The sequence below is a fragment of the Vibrio paucivorans genome, assembly GCF_054053395.1.
On sequence record NZ_CM133231.1, the window covers coordinates 1,648,542 to 1,674,109 of the forward strand.

Genomic DNA, 25,568 nt, shown 5'->3' on the forward strand with positions numbered 1-25,568 from the left:
TTACTTCTTGGGGTGAAGAATAATCTCGTCGATTTGCCAAACCATCTGGGTGTAAAACACTTCATTGTTGGTTTCTGGATAGCCGTCGGTGTTGAACACCAACCAATATGGCCCCCTGTCTCTGACTTTCATCCGCTTGCCTTCCATCAAATACGCTACGATCGGCTCATATTTTTGAATGTCGGCTATGGTGGTCGTGGCAGCGTAATCATTCAATGCAACGAAAGAAACAGCGCCTATGTCTTTTGCACCTAAATGAGCAATCAGGTCAGAGACGCGCATGCCAGTGAAACTTTTGGTGCCTTCATACCACGGCAGGTGTGTGGCAAACCCGCTACTTGGAATATCTTGAGTGATTTGCTCGAATGACAAGGTTGTCTTGGAACTGTCTGTGTGGTGAATAACAAGCGGGGCGGCGTGAATCGAAAAGCTAAGAAAAAGGAATACTGAAAAAATCCATTTCATACTGAAATTCCTATTTGGGAGATTCTATGACTCAAACTAAAGTCGTAATTAAGTATAAGGCGATATTCTAACCAATGAAATGATCGATTAATAGCTGACTTCCTTATGAAATATGTTGCAAATCACTGTATAGCTGTATCAGCAAAGAGACTAAGCATCAGTCTGGTCAGGATTTTTTCGCGTTGTATACAAAAATCCCCCGACCAAGGTCGAGGGATTTAATTGGTATTTTGCGATTTCTATCAATTAGAAAATCAAGTGTGCGACACCTGCAATCACCGGGAGGGTAATTAAGGTACGCAAAATGAAGATGATGAACAGCTCCACAATGTTAACTGGAATTCGGCTGCCTAGAAGCAGTGCGCCCACTTCAGACATGTAAATCAGCTGAGTAACCGACATTGCTGCAATCACAAAACGAGTCATTTCGTTGTCGATTGAAGCTGCAAGGATCGCTGGAATAAACATATCTGCAAAACCAACAACAATCGTTTGTGATGCTTGAACGGCTTCAGGGATACCGAGTAGCTCCAAGAATGGGATAAATGGCTGACCTAGAATGCTGAATACAGAAGTATACTCGGCAATCACCAGCGCAATGGTACCTAAGCCCATAACAACAGGAAGTACACCAAATACCATGTCGATAGCGTTACGAACGCCTTCTCCAAATACACCTTTCGCTGATTTCACTTGGCCCGCTTTAGTTAGAGCAAGTTCAAGGCCCCATGAAAAAGAACTGTGGCCCGCAGGGATCGCATCGGCATCTTTTGCTGGCTCTGTGCCATCGATAAACGTGTCTCTCTTAAGGCTTAGCGGTGGAATACGTGGAATGATCACCGCCGCTACGATACCGGCCAAACAGATAGCGCCGTAGAACGGTAAGAATAGGTGCTCTAATTCAACTTGAGCCAAAACGACCAAGCTGAATGTGATAGAAACCGCTGAGAACGTGGTACCTACAACAGCCGCTTCACGTTGAGTGTAGAACTTGTTCTCATACTGTTTGCTGGTCAGAAGGATACCGACACTACCGTCGCCAAGCCATGAAGCCATACAGTCAATCGCACTGCGACCTGGTAGGTTGAACACCGGACGCATGATTTTGCTTAGTAGCGTACCGAATAGCTCCAGCAAGCCGAAGTTAAGCAGCAATGGTAGGAGCAAACCTGCGAAAATAAATACAGAAAATAGCGTTGGAAGCAGACCTTCTAGTACCAATCCACCAGTGTTTTCTTCCCAGATTGCTTCAGGGCCGAACTGGAAGTATGTCATTACTACCGCTGCGCCACCAACTAGACGTACCGCTAGCCAAAGTGGAGATGGCGAGAAAAGGCCGTTAAGGAATTCATTGTTTGAAATGAACGTAGGCTTAAAGAATCGGTAAAGCAGGGACATTGACGCCATAAACGCAATGATGGCGGTAACAGTCCCGACGAGGTAGTCACCAAAGATAGCTTGAATCGATTTCGCGAGTACCGCGACAGGGATAGTGAGATCGCCGTTATAGCTCACTGGTGCCATAAATAGGAACAGGCCAAGAAGTGATGGGATGAAAAACATCCAAAAGTTGCCTTTTTTCGTTGGCTGTTCAATCGATGGATTCTGATTGTGCATGGGTTTGCTCATGTTACTAGTCAAATGATTGCCAAATTCCTTGGCATACTTATTCACTAAATATCCGTATCTAATCAGTGCGCGAGAGAATATCTGTATTCGCTAATTCTTGCAATACTATTCATTAACTAACGCTAAATATTCACTATTGAATTCTAATTATTTACCAAATTGTAGTGATTTGTTTTGTAAATGTTACATGAGTAATAAATTGGTTGCCAGTATTAACCCAAAACAAAGTGTAGTCTATGGATATTTATTAGGGTCTGTTGATCTTTCGAGATGATTTTTGCAGCACTTTGTGGGAAATTTCTACAAGGCAGAGGCTTTGATGTGTAGCTAGCCTACATGAGAAGCCGATAACACAGTAGAAATGAACCACAAAGGCTGCCCGAAGGGTTCGGCTAAAATCGTTTTATGCTTCGTTGAAGACTATTTGCTTAGAATGACTAGGCTACACAGTCTTCGCCTCGCCTAAAACGATTTTATCTCGAACAAAACTTAACCACGAAAGATCAACAGACCCTAGTATTGAGCCGATACCAATAAAAAATGGCGAGGCCAAATGCAAGTAGAGCTGGGATGACTAAGGCATTGACTTGAAGGCGGATAAACAGTTTGCCACCGATAAGTCCGCCAAGGATAAAACCTGTGAGAATAAAGAGAAAAAGTTTGGCTTTTCGGTAGTCAAAATTTTCACCGCGCAGTTTAGCGCCGATCATCAGGCCTAAATCTGTAACGATCCCCGTCATGTGCGTTGTACGGACGACCGCACCGCTGAACGTTGTGATCATGGCGTTCTGTAATCCACACGCAGCAGATGCGAAGTACTGCCCATACAGTGAATTAAGGTTGAGCAAGTAGCAGGCGGTGAGTAGCAGCCCCCCTTCTACGCAAAGAGCCACACCATATCTTCTGCCCATTTTTAGCGCGGTGTTTTCGATCAAAACACCACTCAGAATGGCGCCGGATAGGAAACTCAATAGCACCAGAAGTAAATGAAATGACTGGCTATCAAACTCGCTAAGTTGGGTGCCAAGTAACGTGATAGTACCCGACACATGTGAAACGGCCTGATGCTGAAACCCGAGTAGGCCAACGGCGTTGACGATCCCTGCAAGAATAGCGAGTAGTAGTGCTCCATACTCTACCCAGCGAGGAAGCTTAGTGATCACAGCAGTAATCCTTAGTTGAAGTGCGGGATTATAACGCCTATTGTCACCGAATTAAAATGGGGGAGTCAGACCACTAGGCTGAAAGTAGTGCCTGCTGCGATGTTACTCAAGGTGCTCCATCTCTCCTTCAAATTTGACCCAGCCTTGTTTGCGCTGTTCGTAAACGGATACGCTCGGCGCTGGGAAGTCATGTTCGTTAAATACGCCAACAGGGACAACAATGGATTCAGGCACAGCGCTAAGTTTGAGTAGCATGGTTGTACTGCAACGAGGGCAGAACTGATAGCTGACTTCATTGCCGGTATCTGCGATTCGGGTGTAGGAGGCTAACTCCCCGTTTACGGAGACTTGCTCTACGTTGAAGCGTACTTGCACTCCAAAGACACTGCCAGTTCGTTTCTGGCATTCGAAACAGTGGCAAACCGATGAACGGGTCGGTTCACCGCGGCAAACTAGGCTGACTTGGCCACAGCTGCAATCTGCCATGCGTATTTTCATATCTTGCTTCATAATATCGAACGCCTCACGCTAAATGATGTGTTAACCTACCTTCAGTTTAGATAGATATGCCTAAATAATCTCAATACGTCCCTTCAGTAAGATATGCATGGCGAGCAAGTGCGACAATGATTCAAACCGCGAGCAGTTCTGAATCCAGTATCTTGAAGTCATTTTGGGGATGTGTTTCTATCTCGCAGACATTTGCACGTTGAGCTCATTAATGAAAAAAAGAATTTTACCTATTCCACTGATTTTACTTATCCCGATTGTTTTGTTGGTTGTCGTCGTCGTTGCTGGTGTCTACCGATTTAGCCTGACCGATGAAGAGATTCTGAGCAAGTTTCCAAGCCATCAGCTATCTAGTAATTCGGTAATGAAAGAGGTATTTGATGTTCAGTCGCCAAACCCTTGGACGGTAAAAGTCCCAGAAACGCACGCATTTGCATTTATTGAAACCGTTGATCATGAGAATCAGGTAGCAAGTGGCCGTTACGATGCAGGTTCGCAACGTGGCCAACTGTTAGTGTTAACCGATACGCTTACACCTGTTAATGATGGCAAAGGATACGTGGCCGTAATGCGAGTAACCAGTCAAGGCACTGGCGTGTTTAACTATCTTTCAACATTTCAATATGACCAACAGCGTGAACGTATGGTGCTGGTGGATTCCAAGCTGGTTGGCGATCGCATTACCATAGAGGCTATGGAGTACTTAGCGCCCCAAGTGCACGTAGTACTTAACCAACATGCAGAAGGTCAAGCTATGGCTGAAGCGCCAGCTGAGCAAGTTACGCTGCGTTTTAATGTGTCGAACAGAAACCAATTGTCGTTGGTGAAATCCATTTAGCCATAATATGCCCCCTTGTTGAGCAATTGATTAAAAATTCAACTTCTGATTGTGAATATGTCTTAGGTTGCCTATGATTAGACGTTGTTATCAGTATATTGTTTGAAAGGGAGTTTGAGATGATCAATAAGCGGTTTTTCAAGACCAAAGACGAAGTAGAAGTCACCTTTGAATTAGATGCGTCACACGCCGATTCATCGGTAGCGTTGGTGGCGGATTTTTTGGATTGGCAGCCAACGGAAATGAAAAAAGTAGCCAAATCCAAATCATTTAAGTTTAAAACGCGTCTACCGAAAGATGCTCAGTTCGAATTTCGTTACTTGGTCGATAACCAGAAATGGGTCAATGATCCGAATGCAGACCAATACATTCCCAACGGTTATGGCGAAGACAACTGTCTAGTTAAGACTTACGCTAACTGATTGATAATAAGTAAGTGTGTACTTACGCCTCATCCATGAACTAAATATCAAGGCACTTCGGTGCCTTTTTTAACCTTTTCTTGATACGACAAAGGTGACATTTTCACCTTAAACCCTTACTCTTAGGCCTTTGTATTCATCATATATAGGTTCTGTTGTGCGTCCTAAATCAATTACAGCCCGACTGTCTGCGTTATCGAAACGCCAGAAAATGTTGGTTGCATGCTTGCCATTGGCAGCGGCTGTCGCGATGTCTTCTTTAGGTGGCAACTCTCTACAAAGGACGGTAGAACTTTCGTTACCTGAATCTAAAATTGTCGAAGACATTCTAATGGATACCGAGGTCAAGCAAGTCGATGTACCTGATTATGAGTATGTCATTGCTTCTGGCGATAATCTAAGTACCATTTTTGACCAACTCGGTTTCGGTTATAAAGACATGATGAGTGTCATGGAAACCGATTTAAACTTCCTTGCTCTCGATACTCTGCGCCCTGGTAATACACTTCGTTTTTGGAAATCTGACACTGACAACTCTCTTGCGAAAATGGAACTTGAGTTCAGCATTGTTGAACGAGCAGTTTATACTCGCCTGGAAGACGGTAGTTACAGCTTCGAGGATGTGAAGCTTCCGGGTGAGTGGAAAGAGTTTCCAATGGTTGGGGAAATAAATGGCAGTTTCTCACAATCGGTGAACCGCATGGGCTTGAACAGCGCAGAAATCGAACATGTGGTTTCTCTGCTTAAAGACAAAATTAACTTCGCACGTGACCTACGAGCGGGTGATAAATTTGAAGTGGTTCAATCCCGTCAGTATGTGGGGGATAAATTGACAGGGAACCGAGAGATTCAGGCGATTAAGATCTTCAATCGTGGCCAAGAAGTCACGGCTTATCTGCATAAAGATGGTCAGTACTACGATAAAGACGGCAATAGTTTGCAACGTGCTTTTCAGCGCAAGCCTATCAAGTCGAACTATCGTTTAAGTTCTAACTTTAATCCGAAACGTTTACACCCAGTTACAGGCCGTGTCTCTCCACACAATGGCACCGACTGGGCGACACCGATTGGTACCCCTATCGTTTCGACAGGTGATGGTGTTGTGATCATGACGCGTAAGCACCCGTACGCGGGTAATTATGTTGTGATTCAGCATGGTAGTACCTACAAGACGCGTTACTTACACCTGAGTAAAATCTTAGTGCGCAAAGGGCAGAAAGTGAGCCGTGGACAGCGCATCGGTTTGTCGGGTATGTCTGGCCGTGTAACCGGTCCGCATATTCACTATGAATTAATTGTGCGAGGTCGCCCTGTAAACGCGATGACCGCTAACATTCCTATGGCGAACTCTGTGCCGAAGAAGGAAATGGCTGGTTTTGTTGCAAGGCGTAATGAGCTAGATGCGATGCTCAAGCAGCAAGAGCTAAAGTTAGCGATTGAATCTGCGGGCAACGAAAGTTCAAAAGGCTAGGTCGCGGTCATCAATGCTTAATAAAAATCCCCCGAAGTTTGGGGGATTTTTGTATTTAGATTACACCTACTAGGGCTACGCAGTTCGCGTATTCTTGATGTTGAAGTAGTGGTTGATGATTGCCAATGGGGTCTCAGGTCGCGAAAAGTAATAGCCTTGGATCTGTTTGCACCCCATGCTGTAGAGTTTTTCGAGCGCTTCTTGATCTTCCACCCCTTCCGCGACTAGATCGACATTTAATTGCTGCGCCAGTTGAATGATCAACCATACAACGCGCTCTGAGGTTTCATTGTTTAGCATGTTGCGGATAAAGGTTGCATCTATCTTAATACAATCAATAGGATAACTATGGATGTAGTTGAGACTAGAGTAGCCAGTACCAAAATCATCCAGCGCTACAGTAAAGCCGAGGTTTCTCAGCTTATCGAGCACAAAACGAACCTCGTCTGTACGAGACAGAAGCACGGTTTCGGTCAGCTCAATGACAAACTCGTTGGCTTTAAATCCGTAGTTTTGAATGGTATTGGTCAGGTGTTCCAAGTAACGACCTGAGTCATTTAATTCGTGGGCAGAACAGTTTAAGCCGAGCTTAACCTTGTAACCCAATCCATTTTCCAGCTCTAACTTAGCAGCACAGGCGAGTTCAACGATACGTTCGCCAAGTTCGATGATTAAGCCAGATTGCTCTGCGGCCTCGATAAACTCAATCGGAGAAATGGTGCCAAGGTGAGGGTTGGTCCAGCGTGCCAATATTTCAAAATAGTCCCAACGTTTATGTTCACGATGTACGATTGGCTGTGTGGCGACATAGATTTCGCTGATACTACCTCGAGGTTTAGACAATTCATGCCTAAGAGCATCAATGATCTGGGTTCGACGATAATACTTAGCGCTTAAATGGGTGTCGTAACACTGGATATTGGTTTGTCGTGACCGCTTACAGTCTTTAAGTGCAAGGCTGGCATTGAGAATCAATTGGTCGGGGTTCATCGGCGCTTCAGATTTGCGCGCAATCCCAATACTGACGCTAACCTTAATGTCGTGTGATGAGTCGACGTAACCTTGTTCGAGTTTACTGACAAGCGAGCGACAGATCTGCAAAGGTTCTGGCGAATGGGTAATAAACGCGAATTCATCACCCGCAATTCGGAATGATAAGTTGTTTTCAGGTACCACACTGGTCAGTGCGTCGGCGACAAACTTGATCACTTGGTCACCAATGTAATTACCATATAGATCATTGATTGACTTGAAGTTATCGATGTCTATGTAAGCGAGTGTAAAAGGAGTATTCGAGTTTTCCGTCATTACCTCTAATCGATCAGAAAGGTAAGAGCGGTTCATCAGGTTGGTTAAGTTATCGTGGGAGACTTCATAGCTCAATTGATTCACGAGGCTGTCGGAACGTTCCATTAACCACTTAGAGCGCAAGCTATGTACGATCACATTGGCAAACATCTGATGATAATAAACCACATCACTGGAGTCAGTAAGCGGTTCGGTGTAGGTAGAAAGTAGGATCCCCAGCACTTCACCGGATTGTGTTTTTAGTGGGATACCTAAGTAGCCGCGAATATTATTCTGGTAGATGTAGTTATCGTTTGGAAAAGCCTCGGAGACATTATCGGAATACAGGCAATAGTCTTGATGTGACTTGCCTATCTGCTCACAAGGGGTGCTCTTTATCTGGTAATTGATGTCTTGTTGAATGCTGTTGTCACAAGCATAGGAAAGGGTTTGAGCACTATAGTGGAGTTTATCAATTTCGATCACACAGGTGCAGTGACTATCGAAGTGCTGATGAAGCACTAAAGTGACTCTGTCTAACAGTGTGGCGCCATCCAATAGCAGGGTATCTTTGAGAATATCTAAGCCAATTGGACTACTTGCCGTTGATCTCTTAGCCATAATGAGAACTCACGTTGTAGTGAAGCTATTCACTTTTTGTTATTAGAATATGCACTTAGTTACTATGGTAGAGATCACACATTTTTTCAAACTCAGCTCACAGTTTTTTGTGAACCTTTTTTGACAATTTTCACCGATTCAGAGACTTAAATAAGAATATTTTCGATTTAGTTTAACGCACTATTTCTGTTCTTCACTGGCCAAGCGCTGCTTAAGATAATCTAGAAACAGTTGTGTGCGGGTGTGTTGGTAATCAAGCTTAGGATAATAGGCATAAACCGTCGTTTCATCGGCGGTAATGTCAGGCAGAATTCTCACCAACGCACCGGTTTTAAGCTCTTCTTTCAACATGACGTTGTTGGACAATAAGATCCCCATACCTGCTTTACCTGCATAGAATAAGGCTTCTGGGTTAGTCGTTGCGAAGTTACCCGACAAGTGAATTCTACGGCCGTGAGTCAGTTTTATCTCCCGGTGTGGTCGCTCCCCCCAGTTGAGCATATTGTGTTGCATCAACTCATCGACATCTTTAGGTTCGCCGTGTTTCTCAATGTAGCTGGGTGCGGCATAAAACCCTGCTTGGTGTTCAAATAGAGGGGTGGCTTTGAAGCTCAAAGAGTTCAGCTGTTCAATCTCACGACTGATAAACAGATCCAGGCTGAGCTCTGGCAGTTGCCCTGGGGTAGTCGTGGTGAGCTGGATTCGAATGTCTGGGTATTGTTGTAAGAAGTCGTCCAGATACTGAACTAGAAATTTCGCGCCGACCGCTAAGGTAGCGCCAATCCTCAACAGGCCAGCAGGAGTTTGGTTTACGCTGCGTGTTTCATCGACCACTGACTGCCAACTATCGAGTTGGCTCTTGGCACGTTCATAAAACAAGGCGCCAGCTTCGGTTTGCGTGACAGATCGAGTTGTCCGTTTAAGTAACTGAACGCCAATACGATCTTCAAGCCAATGGATTCGTTTACTGATTGCAGAGCTGGTGGTATTGAGTTTGCGTGCCGCACCGTTAAAGCTGCCTTCTTCTACCACTCGGATGTAACTTTGTACGCTTTGTATCCAATCCATCGCTTGTCTGCCTCTTATTGTTTCTTTTTGGGAAGTAATTCATTTCCCATTTTCTGAATTATCAATTCACAGTTACCAATATAAACTGATTTTCATGATGAAAGAACAGAAAAACACCTTCAATCGAACGCCGATGCTGTTGGCAATGATGATCATTGCGACTGGCCAAGTAGGCGTGAGTATCTATTTACCGTCACTACCTTTGATTAGTGATTCGCTCGCTGTCGACCAAACCCAAGTTCAAATGCTGGTTACGCTTTTTTTAGTGGGTTTTGGCGTCTCGCAACTATTCTACGGCCCTATGTCTGACGCGATAGGGCGTCGACCTATCTTTATTTTTGGGCAAGGCGTCTACTTAGTTGGTACTGTGATTTGCTTGCTCTTTTCCGATTCATTTGCAGCACTCGAATTTGGGCGCCTATTGCAAGGCTTAGGGGCGGGAAGTGCTTCTGTGCTGGGGAGAAGTGTACTCAGAGACAGCTATGATGGCGCACAGCTTACCAAAGCCCTATCTTATATGTCTGTAACAGCGTCCGTTATGCCAATCATTTCCCCTGTGTTTGGGGGCTGGATAGCATTCCATTTGAGTTGGGAAGCGGTGTTTGCTTTTGTACTCATATACTTATGTGGAATCTTTGTGCTGGGCTGGTTTATCCTGCCAGAGACCTTGCCATACTCAAAACAACGTTTTGATGCCAGTAAAGTTGTTTCTAACTATTGGCTGTTAGTCCGCAACCCTCAGGTTATTGGTAGTGCGAGTTACAACTGGTTTAGCTATTTGGCTGCATTGGTTTCTCTGTCGATATTCCCCTTTCTACTGCAAAAACAATTGGGACTAACCGCGGCTGACTACGGCACCGTCATGTTGATCCCTTCTGCAGGGTTAATGATGGGCAGCGTAAGCCTCAATATTCTGAATCGTTTCTTCAGTACGCATCAGTTACTTGCCATTGCCATAACGATCATGGCATTTGCTGGAGGTTGGTTATTGTTTACTGAGATGACAATTTTTAACCTGATTTGGGCTCTCACTTGGCTGACTATTGCACAGGGTATCTCATTTCCGTTGTCGATCAGCCTGTTATTAGAGCCACACAAAACGCAGGCAGGATCTGTATCGGCGCTATCAGGATCGGTACAAATGTGTTTGTCGGGTTTGTTTGGTGGCTTCTTGGTAGAAAACTGGGTGACTAGCCAGACGAGTTTGGGCTACTTCTACCTGTGTATTTGTGCTGCTATGGGGGCTGTATTACTAAGTGGTCGAAAAAGCCGCCAATTGGTGACCGAAACCGCTTAATACATTGCGTTAGATTTTTTTGAAGGGTAGGGCTGGTGGGTTTAATTGCGATTTGGGTATACAATGCGCCCAAACCAATTAAGGGCAATCAAAATGCAACATAACGAATTCGAAGCACTAGTTAAAACTTTGTGTGAAGCTGAAAATTTACCTCAGGCGCTAGAAGTACTCAAAAGCCAAGAAGACAATGAGATCTCTGAAGCGGCTAGCTCATTAGTTGGCCAATTTGCACTTGCTGAAGTTGAAGGTGAGCAGCGTATCTTTCATGTCACGCTCCAAGAAAATGAACAGGGTGAGCAAGAAGAATTTGTTGAGCACGTCATGAATGAAGGCGATGACGTGATCAAATTTGTTGCGTGGTTCTTCGATGCTATGTTCGAGGTAAAACAAAAAGACACATACACTGCAGCAGGCAAGACATACAAGCAGCCAAAACGCAGCTAGTGTGTTCTATATACAGCTCGTATGAGCTGAGCTTTTTCGCGCTATCGTTCCTAAAACAAAATGGCATAAAAGTGTGATTTAGATCTTGTTTTTGTCTCTTTTCCAGTTACAATCCTCCGCCGCATTTATGGCTTTTTGGAGAATTGTAATGGGTCATGATCTAGGAAATGTCTACGTTGGTCACTTAATGGCAAAACGTATGATGGAAGATTCGCTTTATGGAAAAGCAGCACCGAAGAAGGTGTCATTGTTCAAAAGACTGAAAAAGAAAATGAGCAAGTAAAACGGAATTAAAAAGCCCCAGTACTCAGGACCGTAAATAGCGTCCAGTACTGGGGCTTTTGTTTATACCCAAGTAACGTCAAGATGCGTGGTTCAGCGAGAATTGCCTAGTTTGCAAACGCGGCAACGATTTGACAATCTAGTGGTTCTAAATTGAGAATCGTTAACAACGTGTGCGAGCTAGGCAAACTCGCCCTTTGGGAGCGTATCATTGGCTCAATTTCTACGTTAAATGACTTGGAAAGAACCCGTTATTCCGCTGCGCCATTTGCCTTGAACTTGAACCAGTGATAACGCTCTGAATCCTTCATCTTGAAGTCACTTGGGTATATAGGGCTTTTATCCGACTGAAGACTGGTTATTTTCCATAGTCACGACATTATCTGGAATGCTGTCCAAACCCTTTTCTTTCATCCAAGCTTCGAGATTATCTGCGCCACCGATATATTGACCATCAAGCCAAATTTGTGGCACGGTCACTGGTGTTTTCTCACCAATGATTGCCTTTACTTCCGGGATCATTCGGTACAGGGCTGCGCTCTCTTTAACCACATCATGATATTGATACTCAACACCTGCTTCATCGAGCATTTGTTTGGCTTTAACACAATATGGGCAAGTTGCTTTGCCGTAGACAATATTGCCTTTTAGTGTGTCTCGAGTTGTCCACTCTTTGATGATCGATTGAACCAAGACGCCGCGGTTGAGTGCTTCCCCTTGACTCACAACTTGGCCTTCTACCATGAGTATCGGTGCATGCCATGCACCTTTTTTCAACGGTTCCCACCAGTGCGATAACCAATCTTTGACTTCCAGTTCAACGGGCACGTCAGCAAGTTCATTTGCAAACGTATCAGCCAAGATATCCTTGGTTAATGTGCATTCACCACACGGAATATTGACTTTGAATGGCCCCCAACTGCCTGCCCAACGATATAGCGTTACTTTGATTGGTTTAGTCATCGATATTCCCTCTTAAATGATTCTTAATCAATAAGAACCGATAGTTCGCCAAGAAATTTCAGCTATGACGATTTTTTTGCTTCCCACCGAGTAATAAACGCAACTGAAGCAATAATGATTGCCGCTCCAAGCCATAACCGACCAGGTGGAACCCAACTAAAAACCAGCCATCCTGCAAGCACGTTCAATGGCAGTTTCGCGTGATCGAAGGGTTGAACAAAGGAGGCGTCCGCAACTGAGTATGCTTTAACTATGGCCCATTGAGCCAAGGCTGTCATACAGCCAGCAAAGAGCAGGATGCCCCATAATGCAATGCTGTCTGGAGTTTGCCATTCTGGTACTGCCAATAACAGGTTAAATGGGGTGATTAATACCAGTAAGTATACAACCATGGTTGAAGGGGAATCATTGGAGGAGAGCTTTTTCACCATCAATGAGTAACACGCCCAAAAGAAAGCTGCACCAACGGGTAGCAATGCTGCCCAGCTAAATTCATCAGACCAAGGTTCCAGAATGATCATGGCACCCGCGAAGCCGGCTAATGTTGCTCCCCAACGGGCTATGCCTACTTTTTCTTTAAGGAATAACCCCGAGCCGACGGTGGCAAAAAGTGGAGACGTCATCAGCAGCGCAATCCCTTGCCAAATTGGAACTGGATAAGCTAATGCCCATAGCCACAGTTGTATGCCAATGACCGAGAGAAACACACGGAAAGCATGTAAGCCAAAATGCTGGGTACGTAGAGATTGTCGAATCCCTAGTGTTTTCAAATACGGCAGGATGACCAGTAATGCGACACCATATTGGATAAACGCGACTGTAGTCGAAGAAAGCCCGTAATTAATACTGGCGATTTGTGCCAGGCTGTTAACGATAGCAAACGCGAGGCCAGCAGTAAGCATCCAGCTGGCACCTTGGATCGGGTGGTGATGTTGTTGACTCATATTGATGACGATTTTGAAAGACTGTGCAAAATCATACGGTTTTATAGATAGTTAGCAAGAGAAGTCGTTTGAACAAGATGTTCAGGTAGTTGGTTGAAAAAATCCTCCCCGAAAGGGGAGGCAAAGGACATGAAGTTTTCGTCACCTTGCCCGTGACGAAAGATGGAGCATGTTATCAAGTAAGCAGATAACCATTTAGTAGTAGCAGACTCTATGCCAACTTAGACAACAATTAAAAATGGCTTGTACGTAAGGGAAAGCAAGGGATCAGAACATGTAGCGAAGTTGAACGTTTGATAAAAGCGCACCGAATTGGGGAGAACTGAGCCAAAATCGAACATAAAAAAGGCCGAGCATTAGCTCGGCCAAGGGTTAAAGGACAGTTCCTTTAGGAGTATATTCAGAGATTAGAAGTTGTAGCGTAGGCCTAGGCGAATAGAATCCTTCGCGTCGTAAGATTGGCCAATGTCTTCTTTGTCTAGGTTGTTCAGTTTGTAAGATACGTAGCCACGGATTGACTTGTTGAAGTCGTAACGGCCAGTTAACTCGAAGAAATCAGACAAGTTTGTGGTTGTGCTTGAAGATTTGTCTTCCTCTTCTTGCTTTTGGTAAGCGGCAATAAGACGGAATTGGCTAGTAAACTTGTAGTGACCCGCGATCTCTAAACCGTTGAACTCAGTTTTCGCTTTGTCGTCTAGGTCACCCATTGTGTATGTTGCACCAAGGTATAGTGCATCTAGCTCGTAGCTCACACCACCAATGATTTGGTTTGCAGAACCCGCACCTTCGCCGTTGTCGTTAGTCGCGTAACCTAAACCTAGGCCTAGTCCCATAGGTAGGAAGTAAGTACCTGAAACACCGAAGCCATTTTCATCTTTTGCTTCAGCAGCAATGAAACTTGCTTGTAGGTTTAGCTGCTCAGTCGCGTATTGGTAGACGAATGCGTTGTTTGCTTGCTCGTCACCCGCATTGATGAAGGCTTTTTGGTCGCCAGAGTAAGTAGAGATATCTGACATGTTTGAGATTTGAACGCCAGCAGTGTCTTGCTTACCAACTGAGAATGCACCGAAGTCACCTTTCAATCCTGCAAACATGTAGCGCTGTTTGAAGTTGTCGGTCTTTTCGTTATCGCCAGATGAAGTAACTGATTGCTCAGCTTCATATTTCGCGAAACCTTTTAGTGATTCAGAAATTTCTGTTGAGCCTTTTACGTTTAAGCGAACACGGCTCTTGTTTTTCATTGTGCCGTCGATTTCGTTACCGCTGTCGTCACCACCGAAGTCGCCACGAAATTCTGCACGACCGCCGATAGAAAGGTCTGTACCATCGTTGCTGTATACCGATGCTGCTAGAGATGAACCAGATACCAAGGCTGAAAGAATTGCCGTAGCGATTGCTGCTTGTTTCATTTTACTTACCTTATTTATAGTTTGAGCTTCGATGCTCTGAATGTTTGTTGGCGATAAAGATAAGTGAGATAAATGAAGTTTTAATTTCTGATAGATTACGCTTAAGTGTCAGTTTTATTTATATTTTATGACTATTGCTTGAATAAATAGTCTCTTTTGAGCTGCCGCTGTTGGTTTTAGTCTCAAGTAATAAAAAATGCCCCTATTAGTAGGGGCATTTTAAGAGGACTCTCAGTTTCAAAATCTAGCCGTTAGACTCTATTTCTTTTGCGACTAGCTCCTTTAGTTGAGTATAAGGAATAAAGCCTGGGATGATTTGGTCGCCGATAAAGATAGCAGGAGTACCACCTAAGCCTAATTCATTGAACGCACGGTAGTTTTTCATCACCGTCTTTTGGATTTCGCTGTCTTCGACTAACAGCTTCTCAGTGTTGGTCTTTTTCGCAATCTTCTCTAATGAATCTTTGGTATGGCGGCCATTTTTCGCTACCAGAAGGTTATGTACCTCTTGGAATGATTCAGGCGCTTCTTGCCAAACCTTGAGTGAATAGACGGCTGAGTTTGTGTCTAGGCCTTTCACTTGTTGTTGCTGCAGGGGAACAATAATGTTGATGACTTTGACGTCGTCATATTCTTTCACAAGTTGCTCGATACCCGCTTCTAGTTTCTTACAGTACGGGCAGTTGTAGTCAGTAAAGTTGATCAGGACCGTCTTACCTTCTGGGTTACCGGTGATACTGTGATCTTTGGTGTTGTATAGCCAATCGTGGTTCTCTGCTTTGGCTTTTTCCAGTAGTGCTTGGCCATCAACGTATTTCGCTAAGCTTTGATGCAGGTTAGCGATGACTTCAGGGTTCGACTCTAGAAGTTTGTTGATATCAGCAAGTTGCTGCTGCTGTTCTTTAGTTAGCTCTGCCAATGAAACTGAGCTAAATAGTAGAGCTGACGCTGTCGCAAGCGCGATAAATGATTTCTTCATAATATTTCCTTAGCTTGATACTGAGCAGAGCATCAAGCGAAAAGTGCTCTTAACCATATTCCTATCGGAGTGGTTACGCCTGTTGTAATGCTTTTAATTTCGCCATCGTTAATGATGACGATTGTTGGAGTTACTTGGATTCCCCATTCCCGACTAAACTGCCCGTTGTGATCGTTAATCACTTCAAACTGGTGTTCCTTAGCCGTCATATATTGCTGAATACGCTCGTTACTACCGGACGACAGTGCCACGGAAACAACAGGGTAGTGCTTATCGAAGTAGTCAATGCTTGGGCTCACTAACTTACACGCACCACACCATGTCGCCCAGAAGTAAACGATCACAGGTCCGTCTTTACTCATCTCGTTTACATCGATACGTTTGCCATCAATAGTAAACGCTTCTATGTTAGGAGCTTGGCCCTCGGGCATCGATGAGCTGTAATAGATGTTCATTACGAAAGAAACTACCGTGACGATGACAATGATGCCCAGCAGTTCTTTTGCCCATTTGAGCAATTTGCTCGGTTTTTTGGGCTGATCCCCTGTCTCAGTCATGGTGTTACTCCGCTAGTTTGATTGCATCCATTACAACATCGCTATTCAAAATCACCGGTAGCGGAATTCCGTTCGGGTATTTCGGCCCGTAGACGATGTTAAATGGCACGCCAAATCGATCGTTACTCTGCAAGTATTTGGTGACAGAGTCACTTGGCGTTGTCCAGTCACCGCGCATGAGTACGATGTCACCTGTGTTAAGTCGGTCGTATACTGGGTTTTGCAGTATCACGCCAATCTTGTTGGCCTTACAGGTGATACACCAATCAGCGGTTACATCGACAAATACTGTCTTGCCTTGCGCGACTAACTCTGGGATTTGCTCAGCATCGAGTTTTTGCCATGGTAAGTCATCCACGATTGGCGTAGACCATTTGTCTGCAGTAAGGCTACCAATAATCAAACCGCCTCCGAATGCAAAAGTGACGACCGCTAAAATAGCGATAACGACTTTCTTACCGTGCTTCAACCCGATCCAAATCAGTACCGCTAGCAAGACGCCAATCACAGCCAATATACTGACCATTTGTCCAACGAAAGGTTTCATTAGACTTATTAGCCATAAACTGGTGATTAACATCATTACGCCAAACACCGTTTTCACGGTATTCATCCAGTTACCAGGTTTCGGCAAGAATTTGACTAATTGCGGCATAGCGGTAAACAACAACCATGGTGCGCTCATACCAACACCGAGTGCGATGAAAATTGCCCACATTTCGGCGTAGCTAGCACCAAGCGCATAGGCGACTGCGGTGCCTAAAAATGGAGCACTACACGGTGTTGCCAATAGAGTGGCAAACATACCTTGAATAAAATGACCTGAGTGAGAGTTATTTCCTTTCGTTGCCATCCAAGTATTCATGCCACTTGGCAACCTAAACTCAATCAAGCCTAGTAGGTTGATGGCAAAGACTAAGGTTACCAGCACCATGAAGCCAATGAACCACATGTTTTGGAACTGGATACCCCAACCAATAGCGTTGCCACCAAGCTTAAGCAGCGTTAATCCGCCGGCGAGAATGGCAAATGAAGTGATGATTCCCAATGCAGATGCCAAGAATGACAATCTGATTTGTCTTGGTTCCATATCTTGGGAGTGCAACAAGCTGTTAAGCTTCATTCCGAGCACAGGTAAGACACAAGGCATAATATTTAGAATCAACCCACCAAGCAGAGCGAAGCCGACCATCCAGATAAAGTTGGTTTGGCTAGGCATGTTGAGTGGTGTAGTGGAAATGTCAGTACTTACTTCGCTGAGAATCGACGCATCTGACACAGTAAGTGTGACCGATTTGCCAGCTAAATCCGCTTCGCCTAGCCAGTTGGACACCTTGAATTTGGCGTACAGCTCGTTGCCATCGTAAGCGATCTTTGGCTCCGCAAAGTATTCATCGACGACATCGTCACCGTCGACCAAGATCTGCGGTTTTTCCCACTTCTGGTTGGTGGTGAGTTTTACTGTAAGCGTCTGGTTTGCTTGATCCCAGTAGTTGGCTTGAGCTTCAACCATACCATTATGTTTAGGGGTCAGGCTCATTCCTTGGGTATATAAAAAAGCGGCATCTTCATCTAGGGTGAGGTCGGTAGGATCAAGTGTCAGTGACACATCATAATCCGTAATCACACAGATATTGGTACACGAAGGCAGACGGAGATTCGCGCGCAGGATTACCGGTTGGTTGATGTCCTCTACGCGTAAGGTAATAGGGAAGCTAACATTGTGCTTGTAGCCTAAAGTCATTACCCCCAGTTGCTCGTAATAAGCTGGAACTGGCCAGTGCCATTCGATATCAGCGATGTTTTCAGACTGACTCCAATCTAACTCAGGAGCGACACCGCCTTCACCAGGGCTGCGCCAGTACGTTTTCCACTCTCCAGACAGTTTTACATCTAGAACGGCTTCTATTGTTTTGGCTTCCTTGTCTACCTGTCCCGTCGTCATGACTCGAAGCATAACTGGAGGATGATTTGGGTCCTGTAACCATCCGGTTGACTGAGCGTACGCAGTCGAGCTTACCCAGATACTTGAAAGTAGGGTAAGAATAAGCGCGACAAACCTAAAGGGTTTGAAGCCTAAAGTGGCAGACATATTTGTCACTTGTTTTCTCCAAAAAATTCAAACAGGTCGTCCATTTCTGCTTGTATCAACTAAGAACACGGCGCACTTATAGTGCTGTGTGCATAGGAAACTGTGCGGTCAATATTGCGTATATGCTTCTCATCAAAGAAACATGTCAGTGTAGCTGAACAGCAATCTTAACTGGAACGCACAAGCAGGCAATGGGTATCTAAATCCAAATGACGTCAAGGGGCTGCAATAAGAACACAAAGCGACTGCGTTTGGAAATGCCAAGCCAATGGGCATAGCGATCCCTTGAGTCCATCTGGAGATTTTGAGTGGATGAGTTTTTACTCTTGGAAAATACAGTGCTTGAGATGAATACGCCGCTTGGGCTGTATTGGAATGACTTCAGTTTTGGCAGCAACCAAAGTAAACCGAACCGATGTAGCTAATACAATAGTAAACAGAAGCAGCGCTGGTGCGAACTGCTCCCAACCGCTCTGAGCGTGATTGAGTAACTGAGTGATTAGCTTACAGGGTTCTTGTTCTAAAGAAAGAGTGGATACTCCGTTCGATTCACCAGCTGCGAAGTTTTGGCTATTTGTAGTCGAAGTGACTCCCATAGCACCGTTAGTAGACGCTAGAGTGCTACCAAAACAGACTAACACGACAATCATGATCATAAATAATGACCAATAACCGCGAATGTGTTGGGAAAGTTTACGCAAGTGAATAAACCTAGCAGTGAACGAAGCGATAAGCATAAAGCTTTACTGAAGGATGAGCAATCTTAGCTGTGTCAACGATTTGTAAGAATTCGTTGACACTAAAAACAGTGTTCAAAATCGACTAATTAGTACACGTTTGAATTATAGATTCTGGTGATGTTAAGTCTTTGATTGTGTTAAAAAAGGAATGTGTTTTTTCTAAAAAGTGATAGGTGTCTCGAAAAATTACAAGGTGTTACCAGTCGTGACATAAGTAAAAGATAAAAATAGATTTTTATGATTTAATTAAGTTGTTGATTTTATTGTATTTATATTTGTTTTTGTCTGTTTTATATCATTTTATGCAACTTTTCTGAGTTCCATCGGTAGAGTCAGTGTCACTTGTTAACCAAGGTGTAACACCCTGGTTGCGGTGGACAACCATATATGGACTTTAAAATGAACAAAAAACTATTAGCTGTAGCAATCGCTGCATCTGCATTCGGCACTCAAGCTGTTGCTGTTGAACTATACAACAACGACGGTAGTACTTTCTCTATGGGCGGCCACGTTTCTGTAAACGTGAACGGTTCTGAAGCTGAAGATGCTAGCGTAGGTACTAACTCTCCACGTATCAACTTTGGTGCAACTCAAGACCTAGGCAACGGCTTCACAGCTGAAGCTAAAGGTGAGTGGGCTCTAAACCTTCTAGAAAACTCTGACGAGTCATTCACTACTCGTCTAGGTTACATCGGTGTTACTCACGCTGATTACGGTTCTACTTACGTTGGTACTCAATGGGCACCATTCTACGACGTAGCTGGCGTAACTGATTTACCAATCGCGTTTGCGAACGATTTCCTATACACAGGTGAAGACTTTGCTAAAACAGGTCAGACTCGTGCGGACGATATGGTTTCTTACCGTAATGGTATCGACTTCGGCAACGCTGGTGCACTTAACGTAGGTATCGGTTGGCAAGGTACTACAGATTCAAGAGATGGTAGCACTCTTATTTCTGAGTACAGCGATCGAGTACAAATCGCTCTTTCTTACGCAGTTATGGGTGCTAACTTAGGTTACGCATACAGCACTGGTGATGTTAAAGGTTACGGTTCTGCGAAAGGTTCTCTAGATTACCATGTACTTTCTGCTGCATACGGTTCTTACGGTAACGGTCTTTACCTAGCAGGTGTTTACCAAATGTCTGAAGACAAAGAAGTAAGCCGTCAAGAGAGCGATTCTTACGAATTGATCGCTGCTTACGCTCTAGCAAACAGCCTGAACCTAAGTGTTAACTACGAAGCTGTAGAAATCACTGAAACTCTATCAAACACAAAATCTACAGATCGTGAAGAGCTAGCTCTACAAGCTGAATACAACTTCACTCCTAAGTTCGTAGGTTACACTGGTTACCAATTTGATCTAAACGATGCTGACGGTAACGAAACTGACGACAAGTGGGTTATCGGTGCACGTTACTACCTATAAGGTAAACGTCCCCCTTACTGTCTGATTTCACAGTAATTTGTGATAACGCCAACTGCATAGCGCAGTTGGCGTTTTTTTTGTTATGTGATCTGATGCATTTGCATGTTTATGAAATCCTACTACGGTTTAAGTGTTTGATATGCATTGGTGGTAATGCATAAAAAAACGAAATGTATAAACCTATATGGACATATAACATGAAAATTAAATTATTAGCCGCAGCAATCGCGGCAACAGCATGTGGTACTCAAGCTTTCGCTGCCGAAGTGTATAACAGTGAAGGTTCAACTCTTTCTATCGGTGGTTATGTCGACGTGGGCGTCGGCGAGTATGGCGCCGATGACGATATTCAAGTCAACCAAGTTTCGCCAAGGCTGAATGTAGGTGGCACGCAGGATATCGGTAATGGTGTCGTAGTTGACGCTAAAGGTGAATGGCAGCTCAATTACTTAAATGGAGGCGGAACAAGCTTCACTACTCGTTTAGGTTACATCGGTGCTACTCATGAAAGTGGTGGCCGTTTGGTCGCAGGTACTCAGTGGGCTCCTTACTATGATGTAGCGGGTGTCGCCGATTTACCAATTGCATTTGCTAATGATTTTCTCTATGAAAACCAAGGTGTTACTGGGTCCGGTCGTGGTGATAAAATGGTCACCTATCGCAACTCATTTGCTATTGGTGAAGATGGAGGCTTTAACTTTGGCCTAGGTTGGCAAGGAGAAAACTCCGGAGTATCCGATACGCGATTCCAGGTAGCGCTGAGCTATAGCATGATGGGCTTTGGTTTGGGATATTCGTATTCTGGTGGCGACATCGGCCCAAGTATTATTGCCGTTGATGCTACCTCTCATATCGTGAGTCTATACTACGGTAGCTATGGTGAAGGGCTGTACGTTGCAGGCGTGTATGGTATGAATGAGAATTTCTATGATGGCCTAGAAGAGTCGCTGCAATACGAAGCATTACTCGCATATGCGCTTGGTAATGGATTGAATCTCAGTGTGAACTATGAAGCTGTCGAAGACGACAAAAATAGTTTGACTCAATTTAGCCAAAGCGCTCTTCAGGCAGAATACACCGTCACTCCTAACTTAGTCACATTTGCGGGCTACCAGTTTGATTTAGGTGATGATTACGGAACGGAAGAAGACGACAAGTGGATTATCGGTGCTCGTTACTTCCTATAAGCCATAAATTAGATTAAAAGAACACTGCCTAAACACACTTCTTGTGTTTGCACCTGTCCACTTTGGGCAGGTGTTTTTCTATCTAGAGCCCGAGCAAGTGTTACACACGTTATTGTGGCTTAATAACTTGCGGACATGATCTTACTTTGATCATCTCGCTGACTAAAGTTGTTCCCATATATCTTCGATCGTATAGAATTTATTCGCCATTAGTATGTCGTCAAGGAAGGGTTATGAATACGGTTCGTGTGGGAGATGAGCAGGTTGTGCCAAGCAAGGTGTTGTGTGTAGGGCGTAACTATTTAGATCATATCAAAGAGCTTAATAACGCTATCCCAGACGAAATGGTAGTCTTCAACAAACCGAACAGTTCGATTACTTCACAATTAAAAGCGTTCCATCAAGAGCCATTGCACTATGAAGCTGAGATCTGCTTTTTGGTTCGCAATGGGCAGTACCATTCTGTGGGTTTGGGCTTAGACCTAACTAAGCGAGGTCTGCAGAGTACGCTTAAAGAAAAAGGCTTGCCTTGGGAAAGAGCGAAAAGCTTCGACGGTTCTGCTGTCTTCAGCCGGTTTATTCCGCTCAATAACATTGAGCTCTCGCATTTGCAGATTGAACTGTATATTAATTGTGTTCGAGTACAGTGCGGCACTGTGCCGCACATGATGTATTCTCCGCAGACCATTCTCGACCAGCTCTCGTCATACACTAGCCTGTGCGATAACGACATTGTCATGACAGGTACGCCCAAGGGAGTAGGAGAGGTTCACAGAGGTGATGTGTTTCTTGGTCGCCTTAAGTGTGGTGACACAACTCTAATTGAGATTGAATGGCTCGCCAGTTAATTCGATAATTAATGCCGCCGAAAGCTATGTCGGTGCGAACACAACCAGCTTTAGTATCAGAAACACCACCATACTGCTAATTGTTGTCAGCAACACGTTTTTGGTTTTCCAGGCGATAAGCCCGGCGAGTAGTGCAGCCCATAAAAATGGGTTACTTACTGAAAGATCTAACTGATTGTCTGGCATAAAGACGATTGGTGCCCAAATCGCAGTCAACACTGCTGGGCTAGAATAACTCAGTAACCTTTGAGCTTGAGGGTTCAGCCTTAACGGCAGTTTAGGTTCGAGGAACAAGTATCGGCTCATAAAAACCAATCCTGTCATCGCTAAAATAGAGATCATAACCATTATTTCTGCCCCTCTCTCTGCTGATTAGGTAAGAGTTTTTCTGCGTAATACCCAGATAACATTCCTGCTATGCTTGCAATCATTAGGCTTCCTTCAACAGCGAAGTAATTAAGTGCCACAGATAAGGCTAAGGCCACCAACACAGAGAGAAGCACAGGTTTGGTTTTGATGGTTGGAATGACAATGGCGATAAATGTTGCTGCAACTGCAAATTCAAGCCCTAGTTCATTAAGCCCGGGAATGAAACTCCCAGCTACAATACCGGCCAGGGTGGCGAAATTCCAAAACAGGTAAAAACTGAGACCTGCTCCTAAAGCGTACCAAGGCTCGAATCGCTTTGGTGATTGATGACCACATATCGCAAATAGCTCGTCAGTGAGCAAAAAGCCTAACCCGAGACGCCAGCGCAGCGGTAAGCCACTAATCTTATCTCTCATCGATACACTATAGAGAAAGTGCCTTGAAGTGATAAAAAGCGTTGTCATGAGAAGGGTGGCCATTCCCGCGCCAACTTTCAGCATACCTGTCGCGACAAGTTGAGCTGAACCCGCAAATAAGATCGAAGACAGCGCTTGGCTTTCAAATGGGGTAAGGCCTGATTCAATAGCAAATGAGCCTGCTAACAACCCCCAAGGGAGCACTGCGATGCTCAATGGCATCATTGCGACGGTTCCTTGCCAAAATAGCTGTAGCTTGCTCAAGCCATGATTGGAATTGGTGTTCAAAATTGATGTATCCATACTAATAAACTTGGTATCGGTGCGTCTGATTGGTGCATCCACTTTATCGATGTGTACTTAAAACAAATTGTATGAAATTGCCATCTGGTATCTTTTCTTTGGTAAGGCAAGTTCAAAGCCTAGGGCGAATCTAACTTTTGGCGAATTGCTTCGGAGTCACCCCCATCGCTCTCTTGAAATGGCGATGAAAGTGGCTTTGGTCATGGAACCCAGATTCTTGTGCCGCATCGGAGATGGATTGCCCCTGACGCAGCAAATTCTTAGCGAAACGCAATCTTGCTTGAACTTGATAAGCGTGAGGTGGGAAGCCGAAAGCTTTCTGAAACTGGCGTAGCAAATAATATGGGCTCAGACCGGCGAGCTTAGCCAGTTCTTCCAATGACACATCAGCTTGAGGAAAGTCGTCGAGAAACTCTTTGACCAGTAAGATTTGTTTTTGCGTCTGTGTTTTACTGTCTGGTTCGTGGTGAGATTTTCCATGGCGTCCTGCAAGTTTTACCAATGTCCCGTATACCAAGGTTTCGCGCAATAGCCTATTGTCTGAATGTTCTAACGTATCGAAAACTAACCTAAGCTGGGTCGCCATTTCTGGGTCGTGGACCACAGGTTTCGGAAAGTAAGGTGCGCCAACATCTTGGCAAAGGGTAGTAAACTGTTCAGGAAGTGGGTACATCGCTTTGTATGCCCAGCCACCCTCAGCAGCAGAATGACCATCGTGCATTTCATCGGCATTAACCAAGATAATGCTATTTTCAGGGGCGATATGATTACCGCCAGTACGGTAAAATTTCTGTGCTCCATTTTCGATAACGCCAATGGTGTAGCCTTCATGGCTATGGCGAGAAAAGTTCTGCTTTTTGTATCGAGCGCTAAGCAGCTCCAAGCCACCTAGCTCATCGGCAACTTTAAATTCTGCAGATTCTTTAAATGGCGCTTTCATCGAATGGAGTATTCCTGATTTGGTGGTTGCCACTGGCGTTACGCTGGTATGAATACTTAAGAGTGTATATCAGACCACCTGAGTTATTTTGTACAAAATTGCTCTTTTGTGAGCAGTTAATTAGCTAACGACTCTAGTTGGCTGTAGTTATGTATTGGTTATTTGAATGTTTATGGCGATAAATTATGGATAACCGTTCTTTGTTGCTATATCATCTCGCGCTTTCTGTGTTTTATAATCAATAATAATGATCGATATATCTATTCTCCCTGTTTATCTAACAGCAGTGGTTGCTTTGTTACTTCTTCCAGGCCCTGACATGTTACTTATTGCCAGCTCAAGCATGAGCTATGGACGTAAAGTTGGTCTATTCGCTAGCCTTGGTAATGCGACTTCAGGGATTATTCTCACCTTTTTGGCTGCGATGGGGGTATCTGCGCTTATCGCTATGAGTCCTATCGCGCTTATTGCGCTCCACTTACTTGGAGGAGCCTATTTGCTGAAAATGGGTTGGGACTGTGTTCGGGTGAAGGCGTCAGATACTCCTGAGCTGGGTGAAAGCAATAAAATAGCCAGCGCCTTCTATCAACGGGCCTTGGTGAGTAATTTACTCAATCCAAAAGCACTGGTTTTCTTTGTAATGTTCTTACCGCAGTTTGTTTCAAGCAACATTACCGCGAGCTCTGGAGAACAGATGTTAGCCCTTGGGCTATTGCTGAATGTGCTGGGCTTAGCATTCAATCTAATATTGGTCGCGTTAGTGGGCTCTCTTGGAAAGTCGTTAGTGGAAAATGCCCAGTTCCGCTTGTACCAGCACAAGTTTATGGGGCTAATTTTTATCTTACTGGCTCTTTGGATGTTAAGTAGCTTTGCAGCATAGAGTGCTCTCAATC

26 protein-coding genes are annotated in these 25,568 nt (G+C 44.5%); 10 read left to right on the forward strand and 16 right to left on the reverse strand.

Features of this window, described 5'->3' with window-relative positions; translation table 11 throughout:
* From ACXABW_RS22840 to ACXABW_RS22855, 4 genes are all read right to left on the reverse strand, one after another.
* On the reverse strand, window positions 1-465 hold the full coding sequence (locus tag ACXABW_RS22840) for a hypothetical protein (protein ID WP_457525721.1): 465 nt from the start codon (window positions 463-465) through the stop codon (window positions 1-3).
* A gap of 246 nt (window positions 466-711) precedes the next feature.
* A complete protein-coding gene (locus ACXABW_RS22845; RefSeq protein WP_457525723.1) occupies window positions 712-2,082 on the reverse strand; it encodes a YjiH family protein in 1,371 nt (456 codons plus the stop codon).
* A 515-nt stretch (window positions 2,083-2,597) separates the two neighbouring features.
* Window positions 2,598-3,257 carry a YoaK family protein gene (locus tag ACXABW_RS22850; protein WP_457525725.1) on the reverse strand — a complete coding sequence of 220 codons (660 nt, stop codon included), beginning with the start codon at window positions 3,255-3,257 and terminating at the stop codon, window positions 2,598-2,600.
* Between the two features lie 102 nt (window positions 3,258-3,359).
* On the reverse strand, window positions 3,360-3,767 hold the full coding sequence (locus ACXABW_RS22855; RefSeq protein WP_457525727.1) for a GFA family protein: 408 nt from the start codon (window positions 3,765-3,767) through the stop codon (window positions 3,360-3,362).
* Between the two features lie 211 nt (window positions 3,768-3,978).
* On the opposite strand from ACXABW_RS22855, the gene ACXABW_RS22860 reads away from it, so the two are divergent.
* The 3 genes from ACXABW_RS22860 to ACXABW_RS22870 all read left to right on the forward strand — a co-directional run bounded on the left by ACXABW_RS22860 (window position 3,979) and on the right by ACXABW_RS22870 (window position 6,498).
* A complete protein-coding gene (locus tag ACXABW_RS22860; protein WP_457525729.1) occupies window positions 3,979-4,605 on the forward strand; it encodes a hypothetical protein in 627 nt (208 codons plus the stop codon).
* Window positions 4,606-4,724: 119 nt separating this feature from the next.
* Entirely contained in the window at window positions 4,725-5,027 is a 303-nt protein-coding gene (locus ACXABW_RS22865) for an isoamylase early set domain-containing protein (RefSeq protein WP_252033400.1), read from the forward strand.
* A gap of 211 nt (window positions 5,028-5,238) precedes the next feature.
* On the forward strand, window positions 5,239-6,498 hold the full coding sequence (locus ACXABW_RS22870; RefSeq protein ID WP_457527186.1) for a peptidoglycan DD-metalloendopeptidase family protein: 1,260 nt from the start codon (window positions 5,239-5,241) through the stop codon (window positions 6,496-6,498).
* Window positions 6,499-6,573: 75 nt separating this feature from the next.
* Here ACXABW_RS22870 and ACXABW_RS22875 read toward each other — a convergent pair whose 3' ends face one another.
* A complete protein-coding gene (locus ACXABW_RS22875; RefSeq protein ID WP_252033403.1) occupies window positions 6,574-8,406 on the reverse strand; it encodes a putative bifunctional diguanylate cyclase/phosphodiesterase in 1,833 nt (610 codons plus the stop codon).
* A gap of 180 nt (window positions 8,407-8,586) precedes the next feature.
* Window positions 8,587-9,474: a LysR family transcriptional regulator gene (locus ACXABW_RS22880; RefSeq protein WP_265686190.1), complete on the reverse strand. Its 888-nt coding sequence runs from the start codon at window positions 9,472-9,474 to the stop codon at window positions 8,587-8,589.
* 97 nt (window positions 9,475-9,571) lie between these two features.
* Here ACXABW_RS22880 and ACXABW_RS22885 point away from each other — a divergent pair, with 97 nt between their 5' ends.
* From ACXABW_RS22885 to ACXABW_RS22895, 3 genes are all read left to right on the forward strand, one after another.
* Window positions 9,572-10,771: a multidrug effflux MFS transporter gene (locus tag ACXABW_RS22885; protein WP_252034170.1), complete on the forward strand. Its 1,200-nt coding sequence runs from the start codon at window positions 9,572-9,574 to the stop codon at window positions 10,769-10,771.
* Window positions 10,772-10,864: 93 nt separating this feature from the next.
* Window positions 10,865-11,215, forward strand: a complete 351-nt coding sequence (locus ACXABW_RS22890; protein WP_457525732.1) for a hypothetical protein — start codon at window positions 10,865-10,867, stop codon at window positions 11,213-11,215.
* A gap of 148 nt (window positions 11,216-11,363) precedes the next feature.
* On the forward strand, window positions 11,364-11,498 hold the full coding sequence (locus ACXABW_RS22895) for a hypothetical protein (RefSeq protein WP_286036694.1): 135 nt from the start codon (window positions 11,364-11,366) through the stop codon (window positions 11,496-11,498).
* A gap of 338 nt (window positions 11,499-11,836) precedes the next feature.
* On the opposite strand, the gene ACXABW_RS22900 is transcribed toward ACXABW_RS22895, so the two are convergent.
* The 7 genes from ACXABW_RS22900 to ACXABW_RS22930 form a co-directional block, all read right to left on the reverse strand.
* A complete protein-coding gene (locus ACXABW_RS22900) occupies window positions 11,837-12,460 on the reverse strand; it encodes a glutaredoxin (protein WP_265686188.1) in 624 nt (207 codons plus the stop codon).
* 62 nt (window positions 12,461-12,522) lie between these two features.
* Window positions 12,523-13,404, reverse strand: coding sequence for a DMT family transporter (locus ACXABW_RS22905; RefSeq protein ID WP_265686186.1), 882 nt, complete (start codon window positions 13,402-13,404; stop codon window positions 12,523-12,525).
* A gap of 407 nt (window positions 13,405-13,811) precedes the next feature.
* Window positions 13,812-14,813, reverse strand: coding sequence for a porin (locus tag ACXABW_RS22910; protein WP_457525735.1), 1,002 nt, complete (start codon window positions 14,811-14,813; stop codon window positions 13,812-13,814).
* A gap of 244 nt (window positions 14,814-15,057) precedes the next feature.
* Entirely contained in the window at window positions 15,058-15,792 is a 735-nt protein-coding gene (locus ACXABW_RS22915; RefSeq protein WP_457525736.1) for a DsbA family protein, read from the reverse strand.
* A 32-nt stretch (window positions 15,793-15,824) separates the two neighbouring features.
* On the reverse strand, window positions 15,825-16,349 hold the full coding sequence (locus ACXABW_RS22920) for a protein disulfide oxidoreductase (RefSeq protein WP_265686184.1): 525 nt from the start codon (window positions 16,347-16,349) through the stop codon (window positions 15,825-15,827).
* A 4-nt stretch (window positions 16,350-16,353) separates the two neighbouring features.
* Entirely contained in the window at window positions 16,354-18,441 is a 2,088-nt protein-coding gene (locus ACXABW_RS22925) for a protein-disulfide reductase DsbD family protein (RefSeq protein ID WP_457525738.1), read from the reverse strand.
* A 320-nt stretch (window positions 18,442-18,761) separates the two neighbouring features.
* The gene (locus ACXABW_RS22930; protein ID WP_457525740.1) at window positions 18,762-19,142 is read right to left on the reverse strand and encodes a hypothetical protein; all 381 of its coding nucleotides are present in this window, start codon (window positions 19,140-19,142) and stop codon (window positions 18,762-18,764) included.
* Between the two features lie 438 nt (window positions 19,143-19,580).
* Between ACXABW_RS22930 and ACXABW_RS22935 the strand changes: the two genes are divergently transcribed.
* From ACXABW_RS22935 to ACXABW_RS22945, 3 genes are all read left to right on the forward strand, one after another.
* Window positions 19,581-20,612 carry a porin gene (locus ACXABW_RS22935; RefSeq protein ID WP_457525742.1) on the forward strand — a complete coding sequence of 344 codons (1,032 nt, stop codon included), beginning with the start codon at window positions 19,581-19,583 and terminating at the stop codon, window positions 20,610-20,612.
* Window positions 20,613-20,809: 197 nt separating this feature from the next.
* Window positions 20,810-21,799 carry a porin gene (locus tag ACXABW_RS22940; RefSeq protein WP_457525744.1) on the forward strand — a complete coding sequence of 330 codons (990 nt, stop codon included), beginning with the start codon at window positions 20,810-20,812 and terminating at the stop codon, window positions 21,797-21,799.
* 233 nt (window positions 21,800-22,032) lie between these two features.
* A complete protein-coding gene (locus tag ACXABW_RS22945; RefSeq protein ID WP_457525746.1) occupies window positions 22,033-22,647 on the forward strand; it encodes a fumarylacetoacetate hydrolase family protein in 615 nt (204 codons plus the stop codon).
* A gap of 24 nt (window positions 22,648-22,671) precedes the next feature.
* Here the strand turns inward: ACXABW_RS22945 and ACXABW_RS22950 are convergent, their stop codons facing one another.
* The 3 genes from ACXABW_RS22950 to ACXABW_RS22960 all read right to left on the reverse strand — a co-directional run bounded on the left by ACXABW_RS22950 (window position 22,672) and on the right by ACXABW_RS22960 (window position 24,675).
* On the reverse strand, window positions 22,672-22,995 hold the full coding sequence (locus tag ACXABW_RS22950) for an AzlD domain-containing protein (protein WP_265686180.1): 324 nt from the start codon (window positions 22,993-22,995) through the stop codon (window positions 22,672-22,674).
* On the reverse strand, window positions 22,995-23,735 hold the full coding sequence (locus ACXABW_RS22955; RefSeq protein WP_457525748.1) for an AzlC family ABC transporter permease: 741 nt from the start codon (window positions 23,733-23,735) through the stop codon (window positions 22,995-22,997). Before ACXABW_RS22955 ends, ACXABW_RS22950 begins: the two co-directional genes overlap by 1 nt.
* A gap of 130 nt (window positions 23,736-23,865) precedes the next feature.
* Window positions 23,866-24,675: an AraC family ligand binding domain-containing protein gene (locus ACXABW_RS22960; protein WP_457525750.1), complete on the reverse strand. Its 810-nt coding sequence runs from the start codon at window positions 24,673-24,675 to the stop codon at window positions 23,866-23,868.
* Between the two features lie 247 nt (window positions 24,676-24,922).
* Between ACXABW_RS22960 and ACXABW_RS22965 the strand changes: the two genes are divergently transcribed.
* Window positions 24,923-25,555, forward strand: coding sequence for a LysE family translocator (locus ACXABW_RS22965; RefSeq protein ID WP_457525752.1), 633 nt, complete (start codon window positions 24,923-24,925; stop codon window positions 25,553-25,555).
* Window positions 25,556-25,568: the final 13 nt, after the last annotated feature.